The 22,802-nt window shown below is 68.0% G+C and carries 23 protein-coding genes and 1 pseudogene; 11 read left to right on the forward strand and 13 right to left on the reverse strand.

The window, feature by feature from the left end; all coding sequences use genetic code 11:
- Positions 1-5: 5 nt before the first annotated feature.
- Positions 6-1,259, reverse strand: a complete 1,254-nt coding sequence (locus tag EIZ45_RS32750; protein WP_134667566.1) for a primosomal protein — start codon at positions 1,257-1,259, stop codon at positions 6-8.
- 153 nt (positions 1,260-1,412) lie between these two features.
- Between EIZ45_RS32750 and EIZ45_RS32755 the strand changes: the two genes are divergently transcribed.
- Complete coding sequence (locus EIZ45_RS32755; protein WP_134667565.1) at positions 1,413-3,917, forward strand: RNA helicase; 2,505 nt, start codon at positions 1,413-1,415, stop codon at positions 3,915-3,917.
- On the opposite strand, the gene EIZ45_RS32760 is transcribed toward EIZ45_RS32755, so the two are convergent.
- On the reverse strand, positions 3,908-5,077 hold the full coding sequence (locus EIZ45_RS32760) for an FAD-dependent monooxygenase (RefSeq protein ID WP_134667564.1): 1,170 nt from the start codon (positions 5,075-5,077) through the stop codon (positions 3,908-3,910). The two genes, EIZ45_RS32755 and EIZ45_RS32760, sit on opposite strands and share 10 nt — an antisense overlap.
- A 19-nt stretch (positions 5,078-5,096) precedes the next feature.
- Entirely contained in the window at positions 5,097-5,678 is a 582-nt protein-coding gene (locus tag EIZ45_RS32765; protein WP_134667563.1) for an NADPH-dependent F420 reductase, read from the reverse strand.
- Between the two features lie 73 nt (positions 5,679-5,751).
- Here EIZ45_RS32765 and EIZ45_RS32770 point away from each other — a divergent pair.
- Positions 5,752-6,054, forward strand: a pseudogene (locus EIZ45_RS32770) (winged helix-turn-helix transcriptional regulator); the annotation flags it as partial.
- Positions 6,055-6,059: 5 nt separating this feature from the next.
- Here EIZ45_RS32770 and EIZ45_RS32775 read toward each other — a convergent pair.
- Positions 6,060-6,989: a sugar-binding transcriptional regulator gene (locus EIZ45_RS32775; RefSeq protein ID WP_134667671.1), complete on the reverse strand. Its 930-nt coding sequence runs from the start codon at positions 6,987-6,989 to the stop codon at positions 6,060-6,062.
- A 185-nt stretch (positions 6,990-7,174) separates the two neighbouring features.
- Between EIZ45_RS32775 and EIZ45_RS32780 the strand changes: the two genes are divergently transcribed.
- From EIZ45_RS32780 to EIZ45_RS32810, 6 genes are all read left to right on the forward strand, one after another.
- Positions 7,175-8,182, forward strand: a complete 1,008-nt coding sequence (locus EIZ45_RS32780; protein ID WP_043835118.1) for a zinc-dependent alcohol dehydrogenase family protein — start codon at positions 7,175-7,177, stop codon at positions 8,180-8,182.
- Positions 8,175-9,515, forward strand: coding sequence for a sugar ABC transporter substrate-binding protein (locus EIZ45_RS32785; RefSeq protein ID WP_199817838.1), 1,341 nt, complete (start codon positions 8,175-8,177; stop codon positions 9,513-9,515). The genes EIZ45_RS32780 and EIZ45_RS32785 overlap by 8 nt, the downstream gene beginning before the upstream one ends.
- Positions 9,512-10,444, forward strand: coding sequence for a carbohydrate ABC transporter permease (locus EIZ45_RS32790; protein WP_037816123.1), 933 nt, complete (start codon positions 9,512-9,514; stop codon positions 10,442-10,444). Before EIZ45_RS32785 ends, EIZ45_RS32790 begins: the two co-directional genes overlap by 4 nt.
- A gap of 89 nt (positions 10,445-10,533) precedes the next feature.
- Positions 10,534-11,322, forward strand: a complete 789-nt coding sequence (locus EIZ45_RS32795) for a carbohydrate ABC transporter permease (protein WP_037716491.1) — start codon at positions 10,534-10,536, stop codon at positions 11,320-11,322.
- Positions 11,323-11,334: 12 nt separating this feature from the next.
- Positions 11,335-12,417: an ABC transporter ATP-binding protein gene (locus EIZ45_RS32800; RefSeq protein WP_134667562.1), complete on the forward strand. Its 1,083-nt coding sequence runs from the start codon at positions 11,335-11,337 to the stop codon at positions 12,415-12,417.
- Between the two features lie 181 nt (positions 12,418-12,598).
- Entirely contained in the window at positions 12,599-13,168 is a 570-nt protein-coding gene (locus EIZ45_RS32810) for a DUF3995 domain-containing protein (protein ID WP_134667561.1), read from the forward strand.
- A 1-nt stretch (position 13,169) separates the two neighbouring features.
- Here the strand turns inward: EIZ45_RS32810 and EIZ45_RS32815 are convergent, their stop codons facing one another.
- Positions 13,170-13,754 carry a TetR/AcrR family transcriptional regulator gene (locus tag EIZ45_RS32815; protein WP_134667560.1) on the reverse strand — a complete coding sequence of 195 codons (585 nt, stop codon included), beginning with the start codon at positions 13,752-13,754 and terminating at the stop codon, positions 13,170-13,172.
- Between the two features lie 51 nt (positions 13,755-13,805).
- Between EIZ45_RS32815 and EIZ45_RS32820 the strand changes: the two genes are divergently transcribed.
- Entirely contained in the window at positions 13,806-14,609 is an 804-nt protein-coding gene (locus tag EIZ45_RS32820) for a class I SAM-dependent methyltransferase (RefSeq protein ID WP_134667559.1), read from the forward strand.
- Positions 14,610-14,647: 38 nt separating this feature from the next.
- On the opposite strand, the gene EIZ45_RS32825 is transcribed toward EIZ45_RS32820, so the two are convergent.
- Genes EIZ45_RS32825 through EIZ45_RS32835 form a run of 3 tightly spaced genes read right to left on the reverse strand, consistent with a single transcriptional unit; the run spans position 14,648 to position 17,325 of the window.
- Entirely contained in the window at positions 14,648-14,842 is a 195-nt protein-coding gene (locus tag EIZ45_RS32825) for a ferredoxin (RefSeq protein ID WP_037356317.1), read from the reverse strand.
- Between the two features lie 40 nt (positions 14,843-14,882).
- A complete protein-coding gene (locus EIZ45_RS32830; RefSeq protein WP_134667558.1) occupies positions 14,883-16,088 on the reverse strand; it encodes a cytochrome P450 in 1,206 nt (401 codons plus the stop codon).
- Positions 16,089-16,098: 10 nt separating this feature from the next.
- Positions 16,099-17,325: a cytochrome P450 gene (locus EIZ45_RS32835; protein ID WP_134667557.1), complete on the reverse strand. Its 1,227-nt coding sequence runs from the start codon at positions 17,323-17,325 to the stop codon at positions 16,099-16,101.
- 205 nt (positions 17,326-17,530) lie between these two features.
- On the opposite strand from EIZ45_RS32835, the gene EIZ45_RS32840 reads away from it, so the two are divergent.
- Together EIZ45_RS32840 and EIZ45_RS32845 are read left to right on the forward strand one after the other, a co-directional pair.
- Positions 17,531-18,163, forward strand: a complete 633-nt coding sequence (locus EIZ45_RS32840) for a TetR/AcrR family transcriptional regulator (RefSeq protein WP_037816112.1) — start codon at positions 17,531-17,533, stop codon at positions 18,161-18,163.
- Between the two features lie 141 nt (positions 18,164-18,304).
- Positions 18,305-18,841 carry a DUF4232 domain-containing protein gene (locus EIZ45_RS32845; RefSeq protein ID WP_134667556.1) on the forward strand — a complete coding sequence of 179 codons (537 nt, stop codon included), beginning with the start codon at positions 18,305-18,307 and terminating at the stop codon, positions 18,839-18,841.
- Between the two features lie 11 nt (positions 18,842-18,852).
- Here the strand turns inward: EIZ45_RS32845 and EIZ45_RS32850 are convergent, their stop codons facing one another.
- The 5 genes from EIZ45_RS32850 to EIZ45_RS32865 form a co-directional block, all read right to left on the reverse strand.
- The gene (locus EIZ45_RS32850; RefSeq protein WP_134667555.1) at positions 18,853-19,701 is read right to left on the reverse strand and encodes a helix-turn-helix transcriptional regulator; all 849 of its coding nucleotides are present in this window, start codon (positions 19,699-19,701) and stop codon (positions 18,853-18,855) included.
- Between the two features lie 140 nt (positions 19,702-19,841).
- On the reverse strand, positions 19,842-20,081 hold the full coding sequence (locus EIZ45_RS32855; RefSeq protein WP_037816108.1) for a hypothetical protein: 240 nt from the start codon (positions 20,079-20,081) through the stop codon (positions 19,842-19,844).
- Between the two features lie 138 nt (positions 20,082-20,219).
- The gene (locus EIZ45_RS47450; protein WP_255443582.1) at positions 20,220-20,348 is read right to left on the reverse strand and encodes a hypothetical protein; all 129 of its coding nucleotides are present in this window, start codon (positions 20,346-20,348) and stop codon (positions 20,220-20,222) included.
- Between the two features lie 161 nt (positions 20,349-20,509).
- Entirely contained in the window at positions 20,510-21,376 is an 867-nt protein-coding gene (locus EIZ45_RS32860; protein ID WP_043835097.1) for an aldehyde dehydrogenase family protein, read from the reverse strand.
- Positions 21,369-22,802, reverse strand: a complete 1,434-nt coding sequence (locus EIZ45_RS32865) for an aldehyde dehydrogenase family protein (protein WP_134667554.1) — start codon at positions 22,800-22,802, stop codon at positions 21,369-21,371. Before EIZ45_RS32865 ends, EIZ45_RS32860 begins: the two co-directional genes overlap by 8 nt.

Genomic DNA, 22,802 nt, shown 5'->3' on the forward strand with positions numbered 1-22,802 from the left:
CAGGTTCAGACCACCGTGAGGCGGTTCTCGAAGTCCTCGACCAGCTTGCGCCAGGCGCTCTGCTCGGTGTCGAACGGAGCGCTCGGCTCGAGCCGGCTCGGGTCCGGCCGCAGCACGAACGACACCAGCCAGCCGAGGCTTTCGTTGGCCGCCAGCGCGGTTTCGACGGTGTCGTCGCCCGCCCATTCGGCCGCGTCGGTGATCAGCTCGACGGCCAGTTCCAGCTGGGTCGGGTCGATCGACTCCGGGCCCTCGGCGATGTCCTCGTCGAGACCGGGGAACACGTAGGTGTTGTCGGTGTCGACCTCGATCTCGAGCTCGTCGGCCGCCGCCTTCTCGCGCACCTCGTCCCAAGTGGACACGCTCGCGAGGTCGGTGTCGGCGAGCTCGTCGCCCGCCTTGATCGCCTTGAGCAGTGCCTTCGGCGAGCTGAACACGTCGATCTCGCCCTCGTTGCCGAGGAACACCGGCTTGTCGTCGAGGTAGCAGCGCAGCGTGTAGTACTCCGCGCCGGAGGTGACGATCTTGATCGGGTCGATGCCGACCTCGCCCCAGAAGCCGACCGGTTCGTCCTCGGCGTCCTCGTCCTCGGCGTCGACCGCTTCGAGGTCCTCCGGACCTCCGTCCTCTTCACCGGCCTCCGCCTCGGCGGACTCCTCGTGGAAGGCGGCCAGCTCTTCGGCGGTCTGCTCCAGCACCGCGGCGTCGACGTCCGGCACGGTCACCAGGTTGTCGATCGCGTCGAGCACGGTGTCCCACTTCTCGGAGACCGCCTTCGACAGGTCGTTCCACAGCGCTTCGCCCTCGCGCCCGGTGAACGGCAGCCGGCCCTGCTCCAGCAGCGAGAAGCCCTCGTAGGCGTCGAGCACCTCGTGCACCTCGTCGAGCTCGCACACGTCGGCGAGCGAACGGACGATGCCGACGATCTCGGCCAGTTCGCCGATCGTCCACGAGTCCGGCTCCTCGGCGACCAGCTCGGGCACGCCGACGAGGTCGTAGGAGTGGTCGTCGTCGGGGATCAGCTCGGGCACGTTCAGCACGGGCACCGCGTCCCACGCCGGGTGGTCGAGCAGGTCGTGCTGCTCGGCCGTGCGCACGAAAGCGGCCAGGTGCGCGGCGTCCGGGAAGGCGTACAGGTCGTCCTCGTCGCCGAGGAACGCTTCCCACTCCTCGCCGTCCTCCCGCCACCGCGGGGCCCAGAGGGTGACCACGTCGCCCTGCGGCAGCCCGAGCTCGATCGGGATGATGTCCTGTGCCATTGCCGAATCCTCCGCGAGTACCGCCCGTGTGCGCGCCCGCCTGTCCGTTCCCCTCCGGCAGCGCGCGGTACCGGAAGCCTACGGGTTAGGGCAAGCACCCGCGATCTCCCCTGCACCTGCGGGCGGGGCCGGGATGGCACGATGGGTGCCACGATGACTCTCACCGACCTCCTGCCAGCGGATCCCGACGCAGATGCCCTGTTCGAAGCCTTCACGACGTGGACGGCGGAGCGGGGCATCGAGCTGTACCCGGCGCAGGAGGAGGCGGTGATCGAGGTCGTCTCCGGGGCCAACGTCATCCTGTCGACCCCGACCGGCTCCGGCAAAAGCCTCGTCGCGGTCGGCGCGCACTTCACCGCGCTCGCCCACGGCAAACGCAGTTTTTACACCGCGCCGATCAAGGCGCTCGTCTCGGAGAAGTTCTTCCAGCTCATCGAGATCTTCGGGGCCGACCAGGTCGGCATGATGACCGGCGATTCCAGTGTTAACGCGGACGCGCCGATCATCTGCTGCACCGCGGAAATCTTGGCGAACATCGCGTTGCGCGACGGCGCCGATGCTCCGGTCGGCCAGGTCGTCGCGGACGAGTTCCACTTCTATTCGGAACCGGACCGCGGCTGGGCGTGGCAGGTCCCGCTGATCGAGCTGCCGAACGCGCAGTTCGTGCTCATGTCGGCCACGCTCGGCGACGTTTCGTTCTTCGAAAAGGACCTGACCCGGCGGACCGGACGGCCTACCGCGGTGGTCACTTCGGCGCAGCGGCCGGTGCCGCTCACCTTCCGGTACGCGCTCACGCCGCTGCACGAGACGATGTCCGAGCTGCTCAACGGCGGCCAGGCGCCGGTGTATGTCGTGCATTTCTCGCAGGCGGCGGCCATCGAGCGGGCGCAGACGCTGATGAGCATCAACGTCACGACTCGCGCCGAGAAGGACGCGATCGCCGATCTGCTCGGCGACTTCCGGTTCTCCGCCGGGTTCGGCAAGACGCTCTCGCGGCTCGTGCGGCACGGCATCGGCGTGCACCACGCGGGCATGCTGCCGAAGTACCGGCGGCTGGTCGAAACGCTCGCGCAGTCGGGTCTGCTGAAGGTGATCTGCGGGACGGACACCCTCGGCGTCGGCATCAATGTGCCGATCCGGACCGTGGTGTTCTCGGCACTGACGAAGTACGACGGTGTGCGGCAGCGGCATTTGAAGGCGCGCGAGTTCCACCAGATCGCCGGGCGCGCGGGCCGGGCCGGGTACGACACCGACGGTTACGTGGTCGTGCAGGCACCGGATCACGTGGTGGAGAACGCGAAGGCGCTGGAGAAGGCGGGCGACGACCCGAAGAAGAAAAAGAAGATCGTCCGGAAGAAAGCGCCGGAGGGTTTCGTCAACTGGACCGAGAGCACGTTCGACCGGCTGATCGCGGCCGATCCGGAACCGCTCACGTCCAGCTTCCAGGTCAGCCACTCGATGCTGCTGAACGTGATTTCCCGGCCGGGCAACGCGTTCGACGCGATGCGGCATCTGCTGGAGGACAACCATTCGGACCGTCCGACGCAGCGGAAGCTGATCCTGCGGGCGATCGAGATCTACCGTTCGCTGCTCGCGGCCGGGGTCGTGGAAAAGCTGCCCGAACCGGACGCCGAGGGGCGCGTCGTCCGCCTGACGGTGGACCTGCAGTTCGATTTCGCGTTGAACCAGCCGCTTTCGCCGTTCGCGTTGGCTGCCATCGAATTGCTCGACATCGAGTCGCCGTCGTACGCGCTGGACGTGGTGTCCATTGTGGAATCCACAGTGGACAACCCGCGTCCGGTGCTGTCGCAGCAGCAGTTCAAGGCACGCGGGGAAGCCGTGCAGGCGATGAAGGCCGACGGGATCGAGTACGACGAGCGGATGGAACTGCTCGAGTCCGTCACGTATCCGAAACCGTTGGAGGAACTGCTCAACGCGGCTTACCAGTCGTATCGCGCCGGGCATCCGTGGGTGGCGGATTACGAGCTGTCGCCGAAGTCGGTGGTGCGCGATATGTACGAGCGCGCGATGAACTTCGTGGAATACGTGGGCTTTTATCAGCTCGCGCGGTCTGAGGGCCTCGTGCTGCGCTACCTCGCCGACACCTACGACGCGTTGCGGCACACCGTGCCGGACGAGGCGAAGACCGAATCGCTGCAGGACCTCATCGAATGGCTCGGCGAACTGGTGCGCCAGGTCGACTCGAGCCTGCTGGACGAATGGGAAGCGCTGCGGCATCCGGACGAGGAGGGCCCGGTGTCGCACCGGCCGCCGCCCGAGCCGCCCGCGGTCACGCGCAACGAGCGGGCGTTCCGCGTGCTGGTGCGCAACGAGTTGTTCCGCCGCGTGGAGCTGGCTTCGCGCCGGGCGTACGAGGAACTGGGCTCGCTGGACGCGGCTTCCGGCTGGGACGCGGACGCGTGGGAAGACGCGATCGAGGACTACTTCGACGAGCACGATTCACTCGGAATCGGCCCGGACGCGCGTGGTCCGGCGTTGTTGCTGATCGAGCAGGAGCCGGACGTGTGGCGCGTTCGGCAGATCTTCGACGATCCGGCTGGCGACCATGACTGGGGGATCAGCGCGGAGGTCGATCTGCGTGCCTCGGACGAGGTGGGCAGCGCGGTGGTCCGGATCGTGGACGTCAATCAGCTCTGAGGGTTTGCGTCCGGGCTGGCCAGGATCGGCGGCTGCCAACGGGTGTAGCGCAGCATCGACCGCGCCATCACCGTTGTCGGCATGGCTCGGAACGCCAGATTCCGCACCGCGATCGCGGCTGGGTTCGTCAGCTGCTGGCCCATCCGGCCGGTTTGCCGGGCGGCTCGGGCGATGGCCTGGCTGCGCGGGCGGCGTTCGGCGTCGTACCGGGTGAGCGCGGTGTCGAGGTCAGTCGACGACAGCGCATGGGCCAGTGTCACCGCGTCTTCCAGGGCCTGACAAGCGCCCTGGCCAAGGTTCGGCTGCATCGCGTGCGCGGCATCGCCGAGCAGGGCGACTCGACCGGACACATAGGACGGTAGCGGCGTCACCAGTTCGTAAACGTCGTGATGCAGCACGGCTTCCGGGTCGGTCGCGTCGAGCAGCTCGGTGATTGGTTCGTGCCAGGAACCGAAGCGGCGGCGCATTTCGGCGATCGGGTCGGGATAGCGGGTGCCTGCCGGGATGCTCAGCACGGCGTGCCATTCGGCTCGGCCGTCCGCCAAACCGATGTATCCGAACTCGACTCCACGGCCCCAGGTGAGGTTGAAGTCCGAAGAGGACAGTGGGAACGGCTCGGTCGTGATGGCGCGGATGACGGCCGATCCACTGTAGACGGGGCCAGGATGAGCGGGAAAGAAACGCTTGCGCAGTCGGCTGTTTACGCCGTCGGCGGCGACAATCACGTCGGCCTTATGGCGGCCGGACGACGTGACCACGGCGTTGTCCTCGACGGCGGTGACCTCCTCCCGCACCACCGGCGAGGGCAGCAGAGACCGCAGCAGCCGATGCAATTCGTACCGTGCGATGCCGACGATCGGCGTCCCGGCGACGCGTTCGAGTTCGGCTCCGTCCATGCGCGCCAGCCAAGTCCCGCGCGGGCTGCGGGTGCTGACGGTGCGCTGGAAGCAGCCGTCGGCGCGGAGTGCGTCGCCGGCTCCCAATGCGTCCAGGGCTCGAACGCCGTTGGCGGCAAGGGAAATTCCGGAACCGGCGTCGTCCAGTTCGCCGGGCAGTCGTTCGAAGACCGTGACCTGCCAGCCGACGCGCGACAATCCGATCGCCGCGGCCAGCCCGCCGATTCCCCCGCCGACGACTGCCGCTGATCCACCTGTGGGCACCCCGCCAGGATAGGCCCGATCAGCTGGCCATGAGCATGGAACGCGCGTCCAGGCCGTCGAACCACAGGCCGATCGCCAGTCCGGCGGCGGCTTCCAGCAGGGCGGCTCGGTCGAGACCGCCCGCGGGCAGGGGAGTGCAGCCCAGGTCCTGGACCAGCTCCGTTGCCACGGCGACGGCCTCCGGGGCACCGCACAGCGGGACGCCGAGCGGGCGGCCTTCGAACAGCGGAGGAGCCATTCGCCAGACGTCCACGTGGGCGAGGTTGAACGCCTTCACCACCGAAGCGCCGGGGGCATATTCGGCGATCCGCGCGGCTACGGGTTCACCGGTCGCGCCAGGGGTGTTGGTGCAGTCGATGAGGACTTTGCCGGTGAGGTCGAGCGGGGTGAGCAGGGCTTCGAGGGCGGTGGTGGGGACGGCCAGCAGGATGGCGTCCGCCCGGGCAGCGGCCTCGGCCCAGTCCAAAGTCTCGGCACCGAGTTCAGCGGCCAAGGCGGCGGCGTGCGCGGGGGAGCGGCCGGAGACGGTCAGGTCGTGCCGGGTCCACTGGCCGCCGAGGGCGGACGCCATTCCGCCGGTGCCGAAGAGGGCGATGCGCATGGGAAGGTCTCCTGTCGTCGCGTGGTTGTACGCAAGCGACGTTAGGAACTCCGGCAGGAACCGAAAGGTAACCATGGACTTCATCGCCGACTGCCGCACCCGGCTCGCATTCGACCTGGTGGCGAACACCTGGCATCCGGTCGTGCTGTGGGCGTTGAAAAGCGGCCCGCTGCGGCACGGCGAACTGCGCACGCGCATCGGCGGGATCAGCGCGAAGGTGCTGACCGAGGCGGTGCGCAAGCTGGAACGCGACGGGCTCGTGGAGCGCGCGGACGGGGCGTATCAGCTCACCGGGCTAGGGGCGAGTTTCCTCGGCCCGATCGAGGGGTTCGGGCGCTGGGCGGCGGAGTACGGCGACCAGGTGCTCGAAGCGCAGCTCGCTCACGAGGGCAATGGCCTGGCCCGCGCCAGCTCCAGTAACGGGACGGCCGCCGCGGCGTCGGTGACCAGCGTCGACACCAACCCGGAACGCAGTACCGCGTCCACCGCTTCGGCTTTCGGGCGGCTGTAACCGATCGCGATCACCTCGGGGACCGCCATCAGCTCCTCGTGGCTGATCGCCAGCACGTGGTGCGCCAGCCCGGTGCCGAGCGAGTTGCCGTCCGCGTCGAACAGCCGCGCGGCGACCTCGGCGGTCGCGCCCCGGGCCGCGATGGCGGCGCGTTCGGCCTCGTCCAGCGCGTCGTACACGGTGGACTCCCCGGCCTCCCAGGACCCGATACTCACGACCGCTTTGGTGAGTTTCCCGAACTGGGCGAACGTTTCCGCGATGCCCGGCTGGTGCCGCAGGATCTCGGTGGTCCGCCGGTCGGGCAGGACGAGCGGGCCGAAGATCGGGTACGAATCGCCGCCGGACACCGACGTCACGCGGCTGACCGTCTCCACCGAACGGCCGCGCATGTCCATCCCGGCCTGCACCCCGCACAACTGCACGATCGGGCAGCGCGGCAGGGTCCGGATCGCCTCGGTCATCGCGTTGACCGACCGCGCCCAGGACAGCCCGATGACGTCGTCCGGGGTCGCGATCTCCTCCAGCAGCCGGGCGGCCAGCGCGCCGACCTGCTTGCGGACGACCTCCCTCGGTTCCTTTTCGGATGCTCGTTCGAGCACGAGCACGCGGTTCAGCCGGTACGCCCGGCGGATGTCGTCGGACAGTTCGACGTCGACCGGCGCGGGCAGGTCGAACTCGATCCGCACCAGTCCGGACTCGAGTGCCGTGTCCAGCATCCGCGCGACCTTGAAACGGCTCATGCCGAACTCGTCGGCGATCTCCAGTTTCGAGGTGCCCTGCACGTAGAACCGCCTGGCCATGGTCGCCAGCAGCAGCGTCTCGGTTAGCGGTAGTGGCCCCTTTTTCCTGCTCACATGAGCAGGATAGCGCAAAAATGAGCTTTGCTGGTTGACGGATCCGCAGGCAGGGGCCTGTAATGCCTACGCATGTTACCTACGGCATAAGTCAAAATCGCTCAAATGAGCATCTTGGAAGGTGATGACGCATGCGCGCCGCGATCGTGGACCGGCCCGGGGAGATCCGGGTCGGCGAGGTTCCCGATCCGAAGCCCGGGGAGCGCCAGGTCGTCGTGAAGGTGGGTGCCTGCGGGATCTGCGGCACGGACCTGCACATCGCCGACGGGCATTTCCCGCCGACCCCGTATCCCATCGTCCCCGGGCACGAGTTCTCCGGGGAGATCGTCGAACTCGGCGCGGACGTGCCCGCCGAGTGGAAGGTCGGCGACCGGGTCGCGGTCGACCCGTCGATCTACTGCGGATACTGCACCCCGTGCCGGTCCGGGCACGGCAACCTCTGCGCGAACTGGAACGCGACCGGCGACACCGTCAACGGCGCGTTCGCCGAGTACGTCGCGGTGCCTGCCGACACCTGCTACCGGATGCCCGACTCGATGACCTGGGAACAGGGCGCGCTGGTCGAACCCGTTTCCTGCGCGGTGCACGGCGTGCGCCGGATCGGCGTGGAGGCGGGCGAACGGTTCCTCGTGGTCGGCGCGGGCACGATGGGGCTGATCATGCAGCAGCTCCTGATCCGCGCGGGTGCGCACGTGACGATGGTCGACCGCAACGCCGCCCGGTTGCCTCGCGCGACCGACCTCGGCGCGACCGCGGTGGCCGCCGATGTGTCCGAATTGGACGATGAACGCTTCGACGCCGCAGTGGACTGCACGGGCGCGGCACCCGCCATCGAGGCAGCGTTCAACGCGCTGCACCGCGGTGGCCGGTTGCTCGTGTTCGGCGTCGCTCCGGCCGAAGCCCGCGTCGCGCTTTCGCCGTTCCGCATCTACAACGACGAAATCACCATCGTCGGTTCGATGGCCGTGCTGAACAGCTACGGCAACGCGCTCGACCTCGTCGCGAACGGTTACATCGACACCGAAGCGCTGATCACCGACACCCTTCCGCTCGAGCAGTACCCCGAGGCGCTGGCGAAGATGCGCAGCGGGTCCGGCCTCAAGATCCAGGTGCTGCCCGGAGGTGGTGGCGGTGCGTAAACTCCTGTGCCTCCTTGCCGCGACAGCGTTGTTAGTGACGGGATGCGCCGGAGCCGGGGCGCTCGGCACCGGCGGGCGGACACTGGTCGTCGCGATCGTGTCCAATCCGCAGATGAAGGACGCCATCTCGCTCAAGGGCGAGTTCGAGCAGGCCAACCCCGGGATCAAGCTCAAGTTCGTTTCCCTTCCGGAAAACGAGGCCAGGGCGAAGATCACCGCGTCCACCGCCACCCAGGGCGGCGAGTTCGACGTGGTGATGATCAGCAATTACGAGGCTCCGCAGTGGGCGGCCAACGGCTGGCTGGAGAACCTCGAACCGCACATGAAGGCGACGCCGGGATACGACGAGGCCGACTTCATCCCGAGCATCCGGCAGTCGCTGTCGTACCAGAACCAGATGTACGCGGTGCCGTTCTACGGCGAATCGTCCTTTGTGGTCTATCGCAAGGACCTGTTCCAGAAGGCCGGGCTGAACATGCCCGCGCATCCGACGTGGCAGCAGATCGCCGATTTCGCCGCGAAACTCGATGACAAGCAGGCCGGCGTCGCCGGGATCTGCCTGCGCGGCAAGCCGGGCTGGGGCGAGAGCCTCGCGCCGTTCACCACGGTCGCGAACACCTTCGGCGCGCAATGGTTCGACAAGAACTGGAACGCGAAGCTGACCAGCCCGGAGTTCACCAAGGCAGCGAACTTCTACGTGAACCTGCTGCGCGACCACGGCGAGGTCGGCGCCTCCAGTGCCGGGTTCACCGAATGCGGCACCAAGTACGCCCAGGGCAACGCCGCGATGTGGTACGACGCCACCTCGATGACCGGCACCACGGAAGACCCGAAGACCAGCCACGTCGGCGGCAAGAACGGCTACGTCGCCGCGCCGGTGGACAAGACGCAGGCGAGCGGCTGGCTCTACACCTGGGCGCTGGGCATTCCGAAGGTCGGCAAGAACAAGGACGACGCCTGGAAGTTCATGGCGTGGATGACGAACAAGGAGTACGCGAAGAAGGTCGGCGAGACCTACGGCTGGAACCGGGTGCCGCCGGGCACGCGCAAGTCGACCTATGAGATCCCGCAGTACAAGGAAGCCGCGAAGGCCTACGCCCAGCCGACGCTGGACGGCATCGCGGCGGCCAACCAGCAGCAGACGATGGTGAACCCGGTGCCGTACCCGGGCATCCAGTTCGTCGGGATCCCGGAGTTCCAGGATCTCGGCACCCGGGTGAGCCAGCAGCTGTCCGCCGCGATCGCCGGTCAGACCTCCGTCGCCGACGCGCTCGCGCAATCGCAGAAATACGCGGAAACCGTCGGAAAGTCGTATCAGGAGGTGCAGAAATGAGCACCCTCTCCGTCCCCGCCGGAACCGCGCCGGCGACCGCGAAGCCCGCCGCCAAGAAGGTGACCGGTTCGGCAGGCAAACGGCGGCTGCCGCTGCTGCCCGCGCTGATCTTCGTGATCGCGGTGACGCAGATCCCGTTCCTGCTCACCCTGTTCTACTCGTTCCAGTCGTGGAACCTGGTGCGTCCGGGCTCTCGGCATTTCGTCGGTTTCCGCAACTACATCGACGTCTTCACCGACACGACGTTCCTCGGCGCGCTGCTGAACACCGTGGTGCTCACCGTGGTCTGCGTGTTCCTCTCGCTGCTGCTCGGACTCGGGCTCGCGGTGCTGCTCGACCGGAAGTTCGCCGGCCGCGGCTTCGTCCGCACGCTGCTGATCACGCCGTTCCTCATCCTCCCAGCGGCTGGCGCGCTGCTGTGGAAGACGACGGTGTTCGACCCGACGTACGGGCTGCTGCACTTCGTGTTCGGCACGGACACCGATTGGCTTTCGCAGTTCCCGCTGGCCGCGGTGATGGCGCAGATCATCTGGCAGTGGACGCCGTTCATGACGCTGCTGATCCTCGCCGGGCTGCAGAGCCAGTCTAAGGAGGTGCTGGAGGCGGCGTCGGTGGACGGCGCGAGCCGCTGGCGCACCTTCGTGTCGATCACGCTGCCGCACCTTTCGCGGTTCCTGCAGCTGGCCACGCTGCTCGGCGCGATCTACATCGTGAACAGCTTCGACGCGATTTTCCTGATGACGCAAGGCGGTCCGGGCACGGCCAGCACGAACCTGCCGTTCTACATCTACCAGCGCGCGTTCGAGGGCTTCGACATCGGACAGTCGTCCGCGATGGGCGTGGTGGTGGTCATCCTGACGATGATCGTCGCGACCTTCGCGCTGCGGCTGATGTTCCGCGCGTTCTCCGTGGACGGAGGAGTCAAGTGAGCACCGCAACCGCCACCGCCTCGCCCGCCGCCACCGACACCGCGCCGCCTCCGCGCCGCCGGACCAAACGCCGCTACGGCCCCGGCACGCTGACCGTCGCGACCTGGATCATCGCGATCCTGTTCGTTTTCCCGCTGCTGTGGATGATCCTCACCGCGTTCAAGCAGGAGAACGACGCCTACACCGATCCGCCGAAGCTTTTCTTCACGCCGACGTTCGACCAGATCTCGAACGTCCTCAACAGCGGTTTCCTGCCGTACCTGGGAAATTCGGCGTTCGTCACGGTGATTTCGACGCTGCTCGTGCTGCTGCTGGGAATCCCGGCCGCGTACGCGCTGTCGCTGGCCCCGGTCAAGGGAACGAAGAACGCGCTGGGCTTCTTCCTGTCGACCAAGATGCTGCCGATCGTGGCCGCGATCATCCCGCTGTACGTGATCTCGCAGAACACCAACCTGCTGGACACGGTGTGGGCGCTGATCATCCTGTACACCGCGATGAACCTGCCGCTCGCGATCTGGATGATGCGGTCGTTCTTCCTGGAAGTCCCCGGCGAAATGATCGAGGCGGCGCGGATCGACGGGGCGAACCTGCCGACGTTGCTGCGCAAGATCATCATGCCGGTGGTCGCGCCCGGGATCGCCGCGACCGCGCTGATCTGCGTGATCTTCTCCTGGACGGAGTTCTTCTACGCGGTCAACCTCACCGCCGCCCGGGCCGGCACGGTGCCGGTGTTCCTGGTCGGCTTCATCACCAGCGAGGGCCTGTACTGGGCCCAGCTGTCCGCCGCCGCGCTGCTGGCCTCGCTGCCGGTGATGATCGTCGGCTGGATCGCGCAGAACCACCTGGTGCGCGGCCTGTCCATGGGCGCTGTGAAGTAAGGGAGAACGCAGATGTCCGCTGAAGTGATTTACGACCAGGCGTCGCGTGTCTACCCCGGCAACCCGGGCGTCCGCGCGGTCGACCAGTTGAGCCTCGAGGTGCCGGACGGCGAATTTCTCGTGCTCGTCGGCCCGTCCGGATCGGGCAAGTCGACCGCGCTGCGGATGCTCGCCGGGCTGGAGGACGTCAACGAGGGCGCGATCCGGATCGGCGACCGCGACGTCACCGACCTGCCGCCGAAGGACCGGGACATCGCGATGGTGTTCCAGTCCTACGCGCTGTACCCGCACATGACGGTCGCCGACAACATGGGTTTCGCGTTGAAATTGCGCGGTTTCTCGGCGGCCGACATCAAGAAGCGGGTGGACGAGGCCGCCAAGATGCTGGACCTGTCGCGGTTCCTCGACCGCAAACCGAAGGCGTTGTCCGGCGGGCAGCGGCAGCGGGTCGCGATGGGCCGGGCGATCGTGCGCGAGCCGAGCGTGTTCCTGATGGACGAGCCACTGTCCAATCTGGACGCGAAATTGCGCGTGGAAACCCGCGCCAACATCGCGAAACTCCAGCAACGGCTCGGCACGACGACCATCTACGTGACCCACGACCAGGTCGAAGCCATGACCATGGGCGACCGGGTGGCCGTGCTGAAGGACGGCGTGCTGCAGCAATGCGCGTCGCCGCGGTCGCTGTACGAGAAGCCGGAGAACTCGTTCGTGGCCGGGTTCATCGGGTCGCCGGCGATGAACCTCGCGACGCTGCCGTTGACCGACGGCGGCGTGCAGCTGGGCGACCTGGTGGTGCCACTGCCCACCGAGGTGCGGACCGCGGCGGCTGGGCTGTCGGAGATCGTCTTCGGCATCCGGCCGGAGTCGCTGCGCCTGGTCGGCGAGGCCGACGACGGTTTCGAGCTGGTGGTGGAACTCGTCGAGGAACTGGGCGCGGACGCGTACCTGCACGGCAAGGTCGGCGACGACCGGTTCGTGGTCCGGGTCGACGGCCGGACGCCGCCGCGGATCGGCGACAACGTCCGGGTGGCGCTGCGCGGCGAGGGCGAGACGCACGCGTTCGATCCGAAGACGACGCTGCGGCTGGGCTGAACGGCTCGTGAGTGTTCATGCCGGTTAGCACCGGCATGAACACTCACGACCGCCTACCTCTCACGGGGGGGGGGGGGGGGGGGGGGGGGGGGGGGGGGGGGGGGGGGGGGGGGGGGGGGGGGGGAGACGCTTCCCCCTCGCGCCGGATCCCCTCCGCCGTGCTCCAGGCGACGCTTGACGCATGACGCTGAAGCAAGCCGAGTTGCGCAAATGGCCGGGTTACGCCGCCGCGGTGTGGGGCCTCTTGTTCGCGATCCCCAGCTTCGTCTGGGCGACCGGCAGTACGTTCGGCGCGCAGTCGACGGTGTCGCCGTCGCTGGTGAAGCTCGCGCAGGACCGGGTGCCGTGGTTTGTGGCCGTGCTGGTGATCACCGGACTGCTGAAGGTTTTCGGCGCGGTGGTCGGCGTCAGCCTGACGCGGCCGCGCGGCCGGTGGCTCAGCCGGACGATGGTGTTCTGCGGCGGTGGTGCCTCGATCCTCCTGACTTGGCACGGCGGGCTGTTCGTCGTGCAGGGCGTGCTGGTGAAGACCGGAGCCGTGGCGGTCGATCCAGCGCTTTCCAACCTGGTCGGTTGGTATCTCTACCTCTGGGGACCGTGGTTCATCGTCGGCGGTATCGCGTTCGCGGTGGCGGCCGCGCGGTATGTCGTGGACCGCGATGACCGACGCACGCTGACGCGGTACGGAGTGGTCGGCGCGCTCGGTGCGTTGGCGCTGTCGGTGGCCGCGGTCGCGACGGGCATCGGGTGAGTCAGCGGAGGGCGCCGGCGAGGACCGTGCTCGCCATCTGGCGAACGGCTTCCTCGCTGGGCGGTTCTCCGGTGCGATCCGCGAAGAGCAGGTGACCGGCTCCGATGAGCGTCGGGGCCAGTGTCTTCACATCGGCATCTGGGGAGATCCGGCCGAGTTCTTGTTCCGCGGCAAGGTAATTCGCCAGTACGTGCGCCGCGTCCGTCGCCAGCGGAATCCCCGGACCCGGCCGCGCTGCCCGGAGCCGGTGCCGCAGTTCGTCGCGGAAGGTGATCAGCGCGACGATCGACACCGCGACCGACGAGAAGACCTCGGTGAGCACCTCGGCCACCGTTTCGACCACGTCGCCGGTCCCGGCGTGCAGCTCCTCCGCGCGGGCTTCGAGGCGATGGATCCGGTCGAGCACCAGTGCGGCGAGAAACGCGTCGAAATCCTCGAAATGCCGGTGCAGCACGCCCTTCGCGCAATCCGCCTCGGTGGTGACGGCGCGACTGGTGAGTCCGCTCGGTCCTTCGCGCAGCAAAACCCGTTCCGAGGCGTCGAAAAGCTGAGCGCGAACGTCGCGGAGATGGATCCCGGTGGGCACTTTGACAGTCCTTCCTAGCCATAGTGGGCGCTTGCCCACTATGGTGGGCACATGCCCACTTTACCTCGTCCCGAACCGCATCAGCACCGGACCATGGCGGAGTCGTTCGGCGTCGATCCCGAGCGCTACGACCGGGCCCGCCCGCGTTACCCGGACCAACTGGTGACCGCCGTCCTCGCCGCCAGCCCAGGGAAGGACCTGCTCAACGTCGGGTGCGGCACCGGCATCGAGGGGCGGCAATTCCACGCCCGCGGCGCCGTCGTGCTCGGCGTCGAGCCGGACGCGCGGATGGCGGAGTTCGCCCGGCGCGCTTTCCCGGTCGAGGTCGCGAAATTCGAGGATTGGGACCCGGCGGGGCGGACGTTCGACGCCCTCGTGTCCGGGCAGGCGTGGCACTGGGTCGACCCGGCCGCGGGAGCCGCGAAAGCCGCGCAAGTGCTCCGCCCCGGCGGCCGGTTCGTCGCGTTCTGGCACGTGTTCATGCCACCGGAAGAAATTTCCCTGGCACTGGCGGACGCGTTGCGCCGGGCGATGCCGGATTCGCCGTTCAGCGGCAACTACCTGAAAAAACCCAGCGCCGACGCCTACCAGCCGATGCTCGACAAAGCCGCGGACGGACTGGCCGGGACCGGCGCGTTCGGCGCGGCGGAGAACTGGCAATACGCCTGGACGCAGGACTACAGCCGCGACGAATGGCTGGACCTGCTCGCCACGCAGGGCGGCGTCACCGTGGCGACGCCGGAGCAGCGCGACCGCATCCTGGCTGAGGTCGGCGCGGCGATCGACGCGCGCGGCGGCAGGCTGACGACGAATTACTCGACCGCCGCGGTGACCGCCGTCCGTCTTGCCGCGTGAAAGGCCGGTCCCCGGCGCGAAACCGGGGACCGGTCAGGTCACTCCTCCAGCGAAAGCGCTTGGCTCGGGCAGATGTTCACGGCCTCGCGCGCCTTCTCGACCAGTTCGCCGTCCGGGGTGTCGTTGAGGACGATGACCGTGCCGTCGTCCTCGCTCTGGTCGAACAGCGCGGGCTCGGTGAGCACGCACTGGCCGGCGCCGACGCACTTGCCGGTGTCCGCGATGATCTTCATGATGGCCTCTTCCTGGCTTGTGGTGGGAGCACTCTGATCTCTACCAGGTCACCGGCAACTGGTACAGGCCGAAGATCGTGGCGTCCTTCTTCACCGGTAATTCGTCGGCCGGGACCGTGCACGTGAGTGTCGGAACGCGGCGGAACAGCGTGTCGAACACGATCTGCAGTTCCATCCGCGCCAGGTTCTGGCCGAGGCACTGGTGCGGTCCGAACCCGAACGCGACGTGGTGGCGCGCGCCGCGTTCGAGGTCGAGCTTTTCCGGGCTCTCGAACACGTCCGGGTCCCAGTTCGCGGCGTAGCCCAGCACGAGCACACCCTCGCCCGCCTTGATCGTGACGCCGCCGATCTCCACGTCCTCGGTCGCGACCCGCGCGGTCGCGCCTTCGACGATCGTGAAGTAGCGCAACAGTTCCTCGACCGCGAGCAGCGTCTTGCCCGGATCGGCCTCGATCGTCGCGCGCTGCCCGGGGTTCTCCAGCAGCCCGATGGTGCCGAGCGAGATCATGTTCGCGGTGGTCTCGTGCCCGGCGACCAGCAGCAGGAACGCCAGCCCGATCATCGCGTCGTGGTCGTAATTGCCTTCCTCGCGGCGTTTGACGATCTGCCTGCCGAGCAGGTCGTCGGTCGGGTCCTTCTCCTTCGCCGCGACCAGGCCGCTGAGGTACGCGCGCAGTTCCTCGGACGCCTTCTTCCGGTCTTCGACGCTGGTGCTGCGCCGGATGAGCGCCATGGTGCGCTCTTGGAAGTAGTCGTGATCGGCGTACGGGACGCCGAGCAGTTCGCAGATCACCAGCGACGGCACCGGCAGCGACAGCTTTTCCACCAGGTCCGCCGGTTTCGGCCCGGCGAGCAGTTCGTCGATCAGGCCGTCGACGATCTCCTGGATCCGCGGCCGCATCGCCTCGACCCGCTTCACGGTGAACTCGCCGAGCACCTCCCGGCGGGCCTCGCCGTGCTCGGGCGCGTCCATCCCGATCATGGCTTTCTGCTTGGCGTTGGTGAGGATCGCGGCCCCGCCCTCGGCCAGGAACGGGAAATTGGGCAGGAACCGGTCGGAGGAGAATCGGCGGTCGCCGAGGATCTGCCGTGCTTCCTCGTGCCGCGAGGCAACCCAAGCCTCTTTGCCGCCGGGGATCTGCACGCGGGTGAGCGCGCTCTGCTCGCGCATCCGGACGTACTGCTCCGGCTGGGCGAACGGGCAGGTCCGGGCGACCGGCATGCGGAGTTCTTCAGTGGCAGTCATCGTTTCCCCCTCACCAGGTCACCGGGAGGCAGTAGAGCCCGAAGACGCCGGAGTCGTGTTTGAACGGCAACTGGTCGACCGGCGCGGCGAGCCGCAGCGTCGGAATACGGCGGAACAACGTGTCGAAGACGATCTGCAGTTCCATCCGCGCAAGGTTCTGGCCGAGGCACTGGTGCGCGCCGAAGCCGAACGCGACGTGGTGCCTGCCGCCGCGGGTGATGTCGAGCCGCTCGGGCTCGGGGAAGACCTCGGGGTCGAAGTTGGCCGCGTAGCTCAGGCCGAGGACGCCTTCTCCGGCCTTGACGGTGACGCCCGCGATGTCCACGTCTTCGAGGGCGACGCGGGTGGTGGCGAATTCCGCGATGGTGAAGTAGCGCAGCAGTTCCTCGACGGCGTCGAGGGTCTTGCCCGGATCCTCCTTGATCGCGGCGAGCGCGTCCGGGTTCTCCAGCAACGCGACGGTGCCGAGCGAAATCATGTTCGCGGTGGTCTCGTGCCCGGCGATGAGCAGCAGGAAGGCGAGCGACACGAGGTCGTCGTGGTCGTAGTTGCCTTCCTCGCGCTTCTTCGCGATCTGGCGGCTGAGCAAATCGTCCGCCGGTGCGGTTTCCTTCTTGAAAACCAGCTCGGACAGATAATTCTGCATCGCTTCGACGGACTTGCTGCGTTCCTCGAAGCCTGTTTCGCGGTTGAGGAGCCGTGAACTGTGCGTCTGGAAGAAGTCGTGGTCGGCGTACGGAACGCCGAGCTGCTCGCAGATCACCAGCGACGGCACCGGAAGCGACAGCGCCGACACCAGGTCGGCGGGCTTGTCGCCGGCCAGCATCGCGTCGATGTGCTGGTCGACGATCTCCTGGATGCGCGGCTGCAGCGCCTTCATCCGCTTGACGGTGAACTCGCCGACGACGCTGCGCCGGGCCGGGCCGTGTTCCGGGGCGTCCATCGCGATCAGCGACGGGCGCAGCCTCGGACGGCGCTGCTGGCCGTCCTTGAACAGGACCGGGAAGCCCGGATTGAAGCGGTCCGAGCTGAACCGCGGGTCGTTCAGCATCGCCCGCAGGTCCTCGTGCCGGTTGAGCACCCAGGCGCGCTGGCCGGTGTGCTCGAGCTCGACGTAGTGCGCGCGAGCGTCGCGGAACCGGTCGTACTCCGGCGGCGGCGCGAACGGGCAGGTGCGCTTCATCGGGAACGCGGCCTGCTCCGGCTGGGTGCGGCTGGGCTGGGCGACTTCGGTCATCTGAACCCCCTGTGGTGGGTTTGCCCCGTTACGGAATGAATGTGGAGGATTACATTCCGGTTCACTGCCCAAGGTACCGAAGTGGAGGATCGCCGTCCACTAGCAACGGGGTGACAATTGCTGTCCGCCCCGGGTTGCCGGCACGTTTGCGCAGCTGGTCCGGCGTGCGAGAATGCGCGCCAACCGGGAAAAGGGAAGGCCGGGTATGAGTGCAGACCCCGAGACGCCGCTGCGGGCGGACGCGCAACGCAACCGCGACCAGATCATCGCCGCGGCTCGCGTCATCTTCGCCAGCCACGGTCCCGAGGTCCCGATGGAGGAGATCGCGCGCGCGGCCGGCGTCGGCGTCGGCACCCTCTACCGGCGCTTCCCGGATCGCGACGCGCTCATCCGCGCGGTGGCGGTGGACAATTTCGCGGGCGTGCTGGACAGCGCCCGGCGGCTGTCGGTGGAAGCGCCGACGGCGTGGGAAGCGTTGGTGCAGTTGCTGTATCACGGCGCGGAGCTGCAGTTGTCGATGCAATTGGCCATGTTGTCGCAGCGAGCGCACGAAATTCTCAAGGACGACCCCGAGGTCGCGCACCTGCGCGAAGCGGTGCTTCTCGAGGTCGAAGGCCTGGTCGACCGGGCGCAGGCCGAGGGGACGCTGCGCAAGGACGTGGGCGCGGGAGACGTCGCGGTGCTGTTCGCCCGGCTGATCCGGCAGCTGCCCGCGCACCGGTTGAAATCGCCGGAGATGGCGACGGCGCGCAACATCGCGATCATGATCGACGGCCTGCGCGCCGGTCCGGCCACCACGCTGCCGGGGCGGCCGATCGACAAGGAAGACTTGCTCTGACCGCTTCTTCGGACGCGACGGGACGATCGGGGTTGCTCCGGCGGGGGTGATCTCACAACGGGCCATCGAGTCGCGGACGGGGACGTCTTATCTCGTGAAAGCCGGTGCGGAGCCGCCGGAAAACGCGAGAGGGGACGAACAATGAAGAACATCCGCCGAATTGCCGTCGCAGTCGCCGTCGCCGGAGGCGCGGCCGCGGTCTTCGCCGGTACCGCCAGTGCCACGACCACGGAGTCGTCGGCGCTTCCGTGCACCGCGAACCAGTTCAGCACCAAGCTCGTCTACGGCGGGGCCGGCGCGGGCCAGCGCAACGCCGCGATGCAGTTCACCGCGAACCAGGGCGAGCGGTGCGTCCTTTCCGGCCGGGCCGACGTCGACCTGGTCGGTGCGCACAACGTCCTGGTCAACAACGAGGCTCCGGCCGACGCGCCGCCGGTGCTGATCGCGAACGGTTCGTCGGCGTACGTGCCGCTGCACTGGACCGCGATCGGCTCCGACGACGAGCAGCAGACGCCGAACGCGCTGACCATGACCGCCCCGGCCGCCTCCAACCCGCACGGCGACCCGATCGACCCGAACGTGACGGTGGACTGGACCCTCGGCGCGGTCGACGCCGGCGCCGACAGCCACACCATCGACGTCGGTGCGATGACGGCCGGCGAAGCGCCTGCGGTGTAAGGGATTACTGGTCAGCCGGGCGGGGCTGCGCGGGTGAGCGAATCGAGCACCCGCAGCAGCACCGCCCTGGCGGCGTCGCCCTCGGCCGCGACTGTCCACAGTAGATCCGCGACCTCGTGGTACGGGTCGACGTCGCTCGCGATGTGCTCGCCCTCGGGGGTTTCGACCATCGCGACGTCGTCGACGACCCAGAAGTCCGAGGTGACCGGGTAGGGCACGACGACGTCCGCGGGGATGATGCCGAAGCGGATGTTGGGGGTGCCGAGCAGCGCGAGCAGCTTGTGCACCTGCCCGATCATCACCTCGTGCGGCGCGTTCGGATAGCGCAGCGCCGCCTCGGAGGTGAGCAGTTCGATGGTCCGGCCGGGTTCGTAGAGGATCTGCTGGCGCTGCATCCGCGCCCGGACGGCTTCGGTGATGTCCTGTCCGCCGCCGTGGATCCGGGCGTGGGCGAGCAGCGTATGCCGCGCGTACTCCGGGGTTTGCAGTAATCCGGAGACAATTCGGAGATCTACCGCCCGAATTCGTAGCGCTCTGGCCTCTCGGGCAATGGATTCCTCTTGCCGAGCGCGGTGTCCGTCGCGGACTTTGTCTTTCCAGCTGGCGTGCGCGTCGCGGACCTCGACCAATTGCTCGCGCAGTTCCGCGGCCAGCTCCGGCGGCCCGCCGACGGCGGCGACCCAGGCGTCGAGGTCGTCGTCGCCGACGGTCTGCCTGCCGTTTTCGATCTTGCTGACCTTGGGCGCGTTCCAGCCGATGGCCCTGGCGAAATCCTTTCCGGTCTCGTAGCCCGCGTCGACCCGGAGCCGGCGCAGGCGATCGCCAAGCTCTGCCCGGCGTTTCTCGAAACTGGTAGGCACTCGCCCTCGCTATCGCATGCGGAATTCCTCGAACCCGATGGCATCTTCCCACACCTGGGGTCGAGTTTCGAGAAATCCTGGGCGACTAGTGCGTCTGAATCGCCGGGCTGCCCTTGCCTCGCCTGCGCCGGTCGTCGTGCTCAGGCTTCCTGCGGGAAGAACTTGAGCAGGCCGGCGGGGATTTCGACGGCCGTCTCGGTGTCGGGCATGCCGCGTTCGTGCAGTTGCCGCAACGCCTGCTCGTCGGTGACCCGGTATCCCTGGACGACGTACGTGCCGCGGTTGGTGCGATAAGCGTTGGGGCAGTTGCCGCCCGCGCTGGTGGTGCCGAGGAACTCGAGGGCAAGTGCTTCTTCGGACTGGGCGGGATGCGGGGTCATGCGGAGTCCTCCTGACGTGCTGGCGGCGCCTGTACCGGACACGGGGTTGTCGAAATTTCCCCAATGGCACATGTTGGCAGAGAATTTCGCGAAAGGATAGGGTTGTGGCGCGAAATGTTGGGGCTCGGTGATGCTCGTTCAGGCAAGTTCGGCGAGCGTGTCGACGAGGTGGGAGCGGGTGCCGGAGTAGACGTTGATCCGCGGCCCGCCGACCTCGTCCGGGCTGACGAGCACGCGTCCACGCCCGGTGAGGTCGATCGCGGACAAGCGCTGGCCGACGATTCGGCGAGTTCGAGAGCTTCGCGCAACCGCGGACTGGGCGCGCCCAACCCAAGCGCAAGCCTGCCCGCTGCGCAGTTTTTCGAATGGCCGCAGACAAAACCGCCGTTCCGGCTTAACCGGAACGGCGGTCTGGGTGAGCTCGAACGTCAGACGCCCATGGGGTGCCAGACGGTTTTCGCTTCCAGGTACCGACGCAGGCGGGACAGGTCGGGTTCGGCTGTCCAGTCTGGTTCGGAGTCGGGGACGGACAGGACGCGCTTCACCGTTCCGGCGGCTTCCTGGGCCAGGGTGACGCGGTCCTCGGGGGTCGCGCCGGTCGGGTCGAGGGCGTTGACGTCTCCGTGCGAGGCCAGCCAGGGGCCCAGTTCCGCGGCGTGGCCGGTGAGGATGTTCGCGACGCCGCCGGGGACGTCGGAGGTGGCCAGGACCTCGGACAGGGTGATGGCGGGCAGGGGGCGGTCCGCGCTGGAGACCAGGACTGCTGTCGAGCCGGTGGCCAGGACAGGCGCCAGGACGGTCACCAGACCCAGCAAGCTCGACTCTTGCGGCGCGAGGACGCCCACGACCCCGGTGGGTTCGGGCGTGGTGAAGGAGAAGTACGGCCCGGCGACCGGGTTGGCGGCGCCAAGGACCGAGGCGATCTTGTCGGTCCAGCCCGCGTACCAGACCCAGCGGTCGATGGCGGCGTCCACAAGGGACTCGGCCTTTTTCGCGGCGACGCCCTCACAAGCGGCTACCTCGGCGGCGAACTGGGCGCGGCGGCCCTCCATCACCTCGGCGACGCGGTAGAGCACCTGGCCGCGGTTGTATGCAGTTGCCGACGACCAACCGGGGAACGCCTTGCGGGCGGCGGACACCGCGTCGCGCAGGTCCTTGCGGGACGCGTGGGCCGCGTTGGCCAGGAAGGCGCCCTTGGCGTCGGTGACGGGGTAGACCCGGCCCGATTCCGAGCGCGGGAATTTGCCGCCGAGGTAAAGCTTGTAGGTTTTGGCGACGGAAATCCGGTCAGACATTGAGGTAGGCCTCCAAACCGGTGCGTCCGCCCTCGCGGCCGAAACCGGACTCCTGGTAGCCGCCGAACGGGGCGGCGGGGTCGAAGCGGTTGAACGTGTTGGCCCAGACAACGCCTGCCCGGAGCTGGTTCGCCATCCACAGAATGCGCGAACCCTTCTCGGTCCAGATGCCCGCGGACAGCCCGTACGGCGTGTTGTTCGCCTTCGCCACGGCCTCTTCTGGGGTGCGGAAGGTGAGAACCGACAGCACCGGGCCGAAGATCTCTTCGCGGGCGATCCGCATCGACTGGTGGACCTCGGAGAACACCGTCGGCGCGAAGAAGAACCCGCGGTCCGGCACCGGGCACGGGCTGGTCCAGCGCTGCGCGCCTTCCGCGTCGCCGGATTCGACGAGGCCGCGGATCTTCGCGAGCTGCTCGGCCGAGTTGATCGCGCCGAGGTCGGTGTTCTTGTCCAGCGGGTCGCCCAGCCGCAGCGTCGAGACGCGGTACCGGAGCTTCTCCAGCACCTCCTCGGCCACCGATTCCTGCACCAGCAGCCGCGAACCCGCGCAGCAGACGTGGCCCTGGTTGAAGAAGATCCCGTTGACGATCCCCTCCACCGCCTGGTCCAGCGGGGCGTCGTCGAACACGACGTTCGCCGCCTTGCCGCCGAGCTCCAGGGTCAGCTTCTTGCGGGTGCCCGCGACGGTGCGCTGGATCAGCTTGCCGACCTCGGTGGAGCCGGTGAACGCGATCTTGTCGACGTCCGGATGCTCCACAATGGACGCTCCGATGTCGCCGGCTCCCGGCAGGATGTTCACCACGCCCGGCGGCAGCTCGGCCTGCTGGCAGATCTCGGCGAACACCAGCGCGGTCAGCGGCGTGGTCTCGGCCGGCTTCAGCACGACGGTGTTCCCGGTGGCCAGCGCGGGCGCGATCTTCCACGCCAGCATCAGCAGCGGGAAGTTCCACGGGATCACCTGGCCCGCGACGCCGAGCGGCTTCGGGTCCGGGCCGTATCCCGCGTAGCCGAGCTTGTCCGCCCAGCCCGCGTGGTAGAAGAAATGCGCGGCCGCGGTGGGCACGTCGGAATCGCGCGACTCCTTGATCGGCTTCCCGTTGTCCAGAGTCTCCAGCACCGCCAGCTCGCGCGAGCGTTCCTGGATCAGCCGCGCGATGCGGAACAGGTACTTCGCCCGCTCGGCGCCCGGCATTTTCGACCAGACCGACGTGTACGCCTTGCGCGCGGCCTTCACCGCGATGTCCACATCGGACTCCGACGCGGTGCCGACCTCGGCGAGGATCTCCTCGGTGGCCGGGTTGACCGTCTTGAGCGGCTCGCCGGAACCGTCGACGAACTCGCCGTTGATGAACGGCTTGTACTGCTCTTTCAGATTGGCCAGAGCGCGAGATTCCGGCGCGGGCGCGTATTCGAAGATGCCCAT

This window comes from Amycolatopsis sp. CFH S0740, assembly GCF_004522315.1.
Taxonomy (GTDB): Bacteria; Actinomycetota; Actinomycetes; order Mycobacteriales; family Pseudonocardiaceae; genus Amycolatopsis; species Amycolatopsis nivea.